This is a genomic window from Flagellimonas sp. L-11, from assembly GCF_056857735.1.
In genome coordinates, this window is sequence record NZ_JBSXNR010000020.1 from 42,274 (window position 1) to 50,034 (window position 7,761).

Annotated in this window: 7 protein-coding genes and 1 tRNA gene; 5 read left to right on the top strand and 3 right to left on the bottom strand. The window is 41.0% G+C overall.

Features of this window, described 5'->3' with window-relative positions; all coding sequences use genetic code 11:
• Positions 1-454 precede the first annotated feature (454 nt).
• Together istA and istB are read left to right on the top strand one after the other, a co-directional pair.
• On the top strand, positions 455-1,999 hold the full coding sequence (istA, locus tag AC13CC_RS01445; RefSeq protein ID WP_482877251.1) for an IS21 family transposase: 1,545 nt from the start codon (positions 455-457) through the stop codon (positions 1,997-1,999).
• 20 nt (positions 2,000-2,019) lie between these two features.
• Positions 2,020-2,757: an IS21-like element helper ATPase IstB gene (istB, locus tag AC13CC_RS01450; RefSeq protein WP_482877253.1), complete on the top strand. Its 738-nt coding sequence runs from the start codon at positions 2,020-2,022 to the stop codon at positions 2,755-2,757.
• A 2-nt stretch (positions 2,758-2,759) separates the two neighbouring features.
• On the opposite strand, the gene AC13CC_RS01455 is transcribed toward istB, so the two are convergent.
• The 3 genes from AC13CC_RS01455 to AC13CC_RS01465 form a co-directional block, all read right to left on the bottom strand.
• Entirely contained in the window at positions 2,760-2,936 is a 177-nt protein-coding gene (locus AC13CC_RS01455; RefSeq protein WP_482877255.1) for a hypothetical protein, read from the bottom strand.
• 263 nt (positions 2,937-3,199) lie between these two features.
• Positions 3,200-4,444, bottom strand: coding sequence for a site-specific integrase (locus AC13CC_RS01460; RefSeq protein WP_292966730.1), 1,245 nt, complete (start codon positions 4,442-4,444; stop codon positions 3,200-3,202).
• A 217-nt stretch (positions 4,445-4,661) separates the two neighbouring features.
• Positions 4,662-4,735 (bottom strand) — tRNA-Pro (locus AC13CC_RS01465).
• A 116-nt stretch (positions 4,736-4,851) separates the two neighbouring features.
• Here AC13CC_RS01465 and AC13CC_RS01470 point away from each other — a divergent pair.
• The 3 genes from AC13CC_RS01470 to AC13CC_RS01480 all read left to right on the top strand — a co-directional run bounded on the left by AC13CC_RS01470 (position 4,852) and on the right by AC13CC_RS01480 (position 7,636).
• Entirely contained in the window at positions 4,852-6,111 is a 1,260-nt protein-coding gene (locus AC13CC_RS01470; protein ID WP_482877257.1) for a phage integrase SAM-like domain-containing protein, read from the top strand.
• Positions 6,112-6,329: 218 nt separating this feature from the next.
• Positions 6,330-7,046, top strand: a complete 717-nt coding sequence (locus AC13CC_RS01475) for a hypothetical protein (RefSeq protein WP_482877259.1) — start codon at positions 6,330-6,332, stop codon at positions 7,044-7,046.
• Positions 7,034-7,636: a DUF5677 domain-containing protein gene (locus AC13CC_RS01480; RefSeq protein ID WP_482877260.1), complete on the top strand. Its 603-nt coding sequence runs from the start codon at positions 7,034-7,036 to the stop codon at positions 7,634-7,636. The genes AC13CC_RS01475 and AC13CC_RS01480 overlap by 13 nt, the downstream gene beginning before the upstream one ends.
• Positions 7,637-7,761 lie beyond the last annotated feature (125 nt).

A 7,761-nucleotide genomic window follows, 5' to 3' on the forward strand; every position in this document is an offset into this window, starting at 1 on the left:
AATTCGCCATAAAACCACTTTTCTTTGGTTCCTGATCAAAAAACAGTCCACCAAGCTAGAAAAAGAACAAGCTTAGCCATAGCTATCCAACTACATCATTTTATACCTGGTCAAATATGGGACAAGGACATGTACCGCATCTTGGTCTTCACCAAGAATTCCATAGTACCAAAAGAAAAGATCTTTGAGCCCAGACCTTATTTTTGTTAGACTTTTAGCGCAAAGTGTGTCGACTTTACCATTAATACCAAACCAGTTGATTCTCTAATTTCCGCGGTCGACCTGGAGCATGCCCTGAAGTGGAAACGCCGGACATAGTATACCACCCTCGCCGGGTTAAAGTGACCATAGCTGGCCGGACGAAAGTGACCCACCCCCGCCGGGCCAAAGTGGACCACCTTTAGATTAGATCTATCTGTAAAAAGTCTAAGTGCTTTTTTTGTTAAAAAGCACCATGGCGAACAAGCAGATAGACATGCGAAAAACAAAACTGATATACAAACTGTACACCTCCGGTACGAGCAAGCGTGGGATAAGCCAACAATTGGGCATATCCCGTGTCACGGTCAGGAAGTACATCGAATTCTTCAGGCGGTACCGTTTTACGGCCTACGAAGTGGAGAAGATGACCCTGGAGGAACTCCACGGCCTTTTTAAGGACGGGCAAAAGCGCAAGAGCCAACGTTTGCTGACCTTAAGGCAGTACTTTCCCTATTTTGACAAGGAAATAAGAAAGACCGGGGTTACCCGACAGTTGCTCTGGGAGGAATATCATGCCAAGCACCCCGATGGCTTCAAACTCTCACAGTTCAAGTACTGGTACGCCGAATGGCGCAAGGAGACCTCTCCGGTAATGCACATGGAGCACAAGGCCGGTGACAAGCTGTTCATCGATTTCACGGGAAAGAAACTCCATATCGTCGACAGGGAGACCGGTGAACTGAGGGAACTGGAGGTGTTCGTTTGCATACTGGGTAGCAGCCAATACACTTATGTAGAGGCCTGTGCAAGCCAAAAACTGGAGGACTTCATCCGCTGCACCGAGAACTCCCTATGGTTCTATGGCGGCGTACCAAAGGCCCTGGTGCCCGACAACCTGAAGTCGGCGGTTACCAAGAGCAGCCGTTACGAGCCCAAGGTCAACGAGGTGTTCGCCGACTTTGCCGAACACTACGAAACGGCGGTACTGCCCACACGTACCTATAGGCCAAGGGACAAGGCCATAGTGGAGAACGCCGTGAAGATAATCTACACCAGGGTGTTCGCCCCTTTACGCAACCAGGTATTCCACAGCATAACGGATCTCAACATGGCGATAAGGGAACTGTTGGAAAAACACAATGCAATGTCGTTCAGGGGAAGGGAATATTCCAGGCGTTCGCTTTTCAGGGAAATCGAGAAGGGAGAACTGATGCCCCTGCCAGGGAAACGCTATGAGGTAAAACGCTATGCCCAGGCCACCGTACACAAGAACAGCCATATCTATTTCGGGAAGGACAAGCATTATTACAGCGTGTCCTACAGACATATAGGCAAACAGGTCAAGCTGGTCTATACCGACAGTATCGTCGAGATCTACCATAAGCACGAAAGGTTCGCCGTACATACAAGGAACAGGAAAAAATACGGATATACCACCTTGGCCGACCATATGCCATCGCACCATCGTTTCGTAAGCGAGTGGAGCAGCGAAAGGTTCATCGATTGGGCGGGCAATATCGGCGAATACTGTAAAGGGTACATCATTGCCATCCTGGAAAAAAAGCAGCACCCCGAGCAATCCTACAAATCCTGCCTCGGCGTGCTCCACCTTGCCAAAAAGTACGGAAGGGAACGTCTTGACGGTGCCTGTAGGCGTGCCTCGGAATATGGGGCGTACAATTACAATATGGTAGAGCGCATCCTCAAAAAGGGATGGGACCAGATCGATGACCATAATGATGAAGGAACGAAAATGCCCGAACACAAGAACATAAGGGGCGGAAAATACTATGAATAAAAACACTTAAAACTGGACATATGAACGAAAAAACAATGCAATTGATGAAAGAAATGAGGTTCTTTGGAATGCACAGGGCCTTTGCAACAACAATGGAAACCGGAGGTGCCGATACCGACTATACCAATGACGAACTCATTGCCTATCTCATCCAGAGCGAATGGGACGACCGGCACAACCGTAGGATAGAGCGATTGACCAAGTCCGCAAGGTTCAGGTATATGGCCGTCATGGAAGCTATCGACTACCGACCGTCACGCCAACTGGACAAGAACCTGGTCCGGCGACTAGGCTCTTGCGACTTCATCCCAAAAAGGGAGAACATACTTATTACAGGTAGTACCGGTGTGGGAAAAAGTTATCTGGCCTCGGCCATTGGCCACCAGGCCTGCTCCTTGGGGCGAAAGGTCATGTACTTCAACACCGCCAAGCTCTTTACCCTGCTCAAGACATCAAAGGCCGACGGTTCCTATCCAAAACAGATAAACAAACTTGAAAAACAGGACTTGCTCATCTTGGACGACTTCGGCCTTAAACCATTGGACAACATCAACAGGCATGCGCTTATGGAGATCATCGAGGACCGTCACGGCAAAAGGTCCACTATTATAGCATCACAACTACCAGTCGAAGTATGGCATGACATCATAGGTGAAAAAACACTGGCCGATGCCATCCTCGACCGTTTGGTGCACACGGCACACAGAATCGACATAAAAGGAGAATCAATGAGAAGAAAATTGAAAAATAAAAACTAAGTTTAACCCAAGGATAGATCAAATCTAGGCAGTTCGTTTACCCTGGTCAGTTTCATCCGGCGAAGGTGGGTCAGTTTACCCGGCTTATCCAAGCGTGTGGCCGTTTCTTTCTTTATGGTGATATTGGAATAAGCTCCTGTCCCTTTCTTTGTTCTGTCATTTGTTGATTGCTTTTCCATAGGTGCGATTTTGTCTTTTAGTGAAATTGCGTCAATTTTTGCGTCAAAAATTTCCAGTGTTTACAGGGCTTCCCAAAGGGTTTACTGTAGATTTCGGAAAAGTCTACTGTAGCCCCTGATTTTGTACAGTATTCCAAAATATTATCAACTCACTGGTTTTCAACTTGTTGAAGACCCAAAAACAACCGTGATGGCGCAATTTGCGCATCACCCTCTTGCTATTCCGAACAACTCCCATTCAGTCGTAGTTCTGAATACCCTTTTCAATCCCCGATTGCCTTTTTATGTTCCTTTTGGTTCATATGGTCAATCAAGTTCTGCATGTCCTTACCTATCTTATGCTCCAGTACCCTTGCATAGATCTGGGTAGTGGACAGTTTGGTATGGCCGAGCATTTTTGAAACGGTTTCAATTGGTACACCATTGGAAAGGGTTACCGTTGTTGCAAAAGTGTGCCTGGCTGAATGAAAGGATATGGTTTTGTAAATACCACAGGCCTTTGCAATTTCCTTTAGATATTTGTTTGTCTTCTGGTTGGAAAGCACAGGTAGTATTTTTGTATCGGTCTCTGGACTGTCCCAATACTTTTCAATGATTTTTTTTGCTTTGGGCAATAAGGGCAGTTTTACACTTTCCGAAGTTTTTTCCCTTTTGGTATAGATCCATTGGTTTCCATCAATACCAAGTACCAGTTGATTCTTTTCAAGTTCCCGGACATCGATATAGGATAGCCCGGTATAACAGGAAAAAAGAAAGGTGTCCTTGACCTTTTCATAGCCTGCTCCAGTGAAGTCCGTTTCTTCAATGAGCCTAAGTTCCCTTTCCGTTAGATAACTACGTTCAGTTTTATGAAACCGGAGCTTATAGTTAATGAAAGGGTCTTTGTCCAACCATTCCAACTTGACGCCCAGCTTGACCATTTTCATTAAACGCTCCAAGTGTTTCATCGCCCCATTATTGGTACACTTCTTTCCCTTTTGCAATTCAGGGCCGTTCAGTAGATAATGTTCAAAATCGGTAATGAACTTATAGTTCAATTGTTTCAAACGGATGTCGGGGAGTTTGTAATTGGATTCCAAAAAACGAAGGAGATACTTTTTGGTCCCATAATAGTTCTTCATCGTTCCAGGGCGGAGTACACTCTTTTGTGTTTTGTTATGATACTCGATAAGTTCAAGCAGGGTATTATGTTGCTCGTCCTGTCCTAGATAACGGGCCTTAATGGCCTGTGCTGTGATTACTTTTTCCTCCCGCAACAATACCTTGTGGGTGTCCATGATTGCAGCATACACCTCATCAAGATAGCTGTTCAATAAACGGGCCTTGTGGGTCAGACCATGGAGCCTTCCCTTATTTTCATCCCATTCATTCACCGAAACATATCGTTTAAGACTTATCTCGGCCCTCTTCCCATTGACGGTGATACGGGCATAAATGGTCAGCTTTTGGGGATTATTTGAAATGTCCCGCGTGAAAAGAAGTACTTTTAAAGTGTTGGAATTGCGCATAATACATAACTTTTGGGTTTGACAAAACAGGTTTGCAAAACACCCATGAACAGCGTCAAGCTGTAGCTAAATTATGCACAAGGAACGTACCGAACCATTCACCGAACTCTACACCTTTTATATGTATTTAAATGATATCAAATGAATGCATAAAAAACAAAAAGCACTGTCAATCAGTCAGTTGACAGTGCTTTGATACCACTTGATTAGTGGTTCGTCGGGATGACTGGATTCGAACCAGCGACCACGCGCACCCCATGCGCGTACGCTACCAGACTGCGCCACATCCCGAAATAGTCTTTTAGTTGATTTTCAACTATTTAAATTAAACTATTTGAAGTTTTTTCTTTTTTCTTAAAGAGCTTTTGACTAAAATTTCACTAATTTGTGTGCAAATCTTGTGCAAAATGCTATTAGCTTCAATATTTATTGACACTCGAAGAAACACCAAAAAGGGTTATCCAGTCAAGCTGCAAATATACTGTACTATTTCTCAAAAACGCAAACATATTTCCCTTAAACAATATCAAAAAAGTAAGACCAAGAAAAGTAAGGAAGCACAGGAGGCATTAAGTAAATTACTTATAAGGTTAAAACCTGTTCAGGATTTACCAATTGATGATGTTTTTCCACAACTTCAAAAAGAGAGTGACCTTGAAGTCTGGGCATTAAAGAAAAAGCTAGAAGAGTACACAGCTTTTCTAGATTTCTATGATTTTTCCAACAAACTAATAAAGGAACGTGAGATTGAAGGGAAAAAAACAGAAAACCTAAAAGCTGCAATAAGAGAGGTGAAGAATTATATGGGAGATAAGCCCTTTGGTTTGAATGACATTACCTATGAATGGGCTGCAAATTATCGCATATATAAACTCAAAAGTGGCACAAATGAAGGTGGAATTTCATATTATCTAAGGTCTATGCGCATTATTCATAATGAGGCTAAAAGAAGGAAGCCAGTTGAGGTAAAGCAAACTGAACCTTTTAAAGGATTAATCAAGAATACATCTAGCCCTGAGCATCAAGCCAAACGATGGAATTTAAGTGATGTCAAAGCATTAAAACATTTTAAACATCCTAATGCAACAGATGCTACAAAGAGAAGCATGCAACGGGCAATAGACATTTTTCTTTTCCAAATCCATATTGGAGGGCATGATTTTATAGACATCGCCAATCTAAAATGGGTCAATCTTCAAAACGATAGGTTAGTTTTTAAACGATTTAAGAATAATGGCAAACCTGATGGAGGTAGAACAGTAGATAATATGCTGAGTGAATTTGCCAAGATTGTAATTCAAAAACATGGGAATAAAGAGAGTGATAGGATATTCTCATTCCTACCCGACCCAAATACAGATAAATACACCTCAAGGCTGTATGGGGCAACTTTAAAGCGTATATCTAAAGTCATGGGCGTTAAACCTCATTTTACCACCAAAACCCCCAGATATATCTTTAGAACAATAGCAGGTAACCTATTAATTCATGATTTAGTGGTTGAATCACTATTGGGACATAAACCCACCTCAGTAAACCATAAATATCAAAGAGGACTTCCGAATCAAGTCAAGGACAAGGAACATCAAAAGATATTGGATGAATTAACTATGTCATTTTTTGACAAACGGGAAAGGGATGGTGAATGGATAAGGGAGGTTAAATAAGATACAATACCTATAATCCTGCTCCCAAAGCAGCTATCTATCTATTATATTTACTGATAATGTTTTATATTCAACAAGTATATGATTAAAATATGACTATTATTATTTAAAGAAATTAGTGAATAAACCCAAGTACTTAAAGGAAACGAACCCATCTTAGAGTAAAGTATTATAATATTAAATTTGTGAATTAAGGACTCCAAATTCATTCAATCAGAATGTCAACACAAAGAAAGAAAGTATTATCAGACCACAAAAAGAAGGGTAAAAAACTGATTCCCCCCTTAATGTCATTTAATATTAATACGGACTACTCATATGTTGACAGCGGTATACCCCAAATTATTTGGATATCAGTTCTCATTGAGAAGTTCGGTATCATAGAAGGTTCATTATTAATTGAAGAGTTGACTAGAATTATTGACTCTTTAGAGATTAAAAAGGAAGTACCGTATTACATTAATTGGTATCGAGAATTAAGTGATTCTCAAATTACCACCATTACCGAAAAACTTAAAGAAGAGAAACTTTATAGTGAAATTCATGATGGTCTGATAGACCTGCTAAACGTTTTTCCAAATTGCCCCCTATGTCAAATATTCAAGCCTGATAAAGTCACCAGGGAGAACATTGAGTTTATTAAAGGTATATTGTTTAATCTCTATGATAAACGCAGCAAAGAATCAGTAATATCCTTAACAAATGCTGTCTATCTTTTGGGTTCATGCGGTAAGTTATTTTTGGTAGATTCTGCCAAAGAACCCGATATTAATGAAATCTTGAAATACCCAGATACAGAGGAGTCTAGAAAAGTTGCAAGTTTTATTAGGGCAACTAGCAATGTTCTTTTGAGCGAAAGAAGTATAGAAAATGATACAGAGTGGAAGAACTACTTTTGGAATCGATGTCTTGAACTTGAACCGTGCTTGATTTAGAGTTTATGGAAGAGGGAATTGATTTAACAGAAATAATTGATAGCTATGTTTCAAATATTACTAATGAATTAAAGGTTCGTTGGAATAATTGGAATATCAGTCTAGTGGAAAATGCTATCTATGAAGTCATTGGAGGTATTTTATCAAGACAGACTTCCTTAGCTATTCAAATAGCCAAAAACATTAGTATTTGGAACGGAGAAATTGCTCCAATCCTACTTAGGTCAATGGCTGATAACCATATTAATCTAGCTTGGGTTTTGAATAATCCAAAGGAGCATTCAGAGAAATTTATTATTCATGGACTTGGACAACTTAAACTTGACCTAGAACATAAAAGAAACCAACATTCGGAAGAAAACGAATTAATGGAGCAATACATCAAAAGTGAGGAAGACTTTATCAATGCTCATAGATATTCATTTTTAACAGAAGTAAACTTAGGTAGTTGGTCTGGATTGAGCACAAGAAAAATGGCAGAAGAGGCAGGCATTATAGATTTTTATAATAATGTTTATCAGCCATTTAGCAATTGCTCCCATAGCACTTGGGCACATATTGCTAAGTATAATTTGACACTATCCCAATAAGTGTGTAAGTTGAAAATAACGGGGGTTGGCTTTTCTAGAGCCTGACCCTTTTTTCATAGATCGTAAGGAACTGGTTTAAAATTATGCCCCAGTTCCTGATGGGCATGGACCATTTCTTGGTGGCC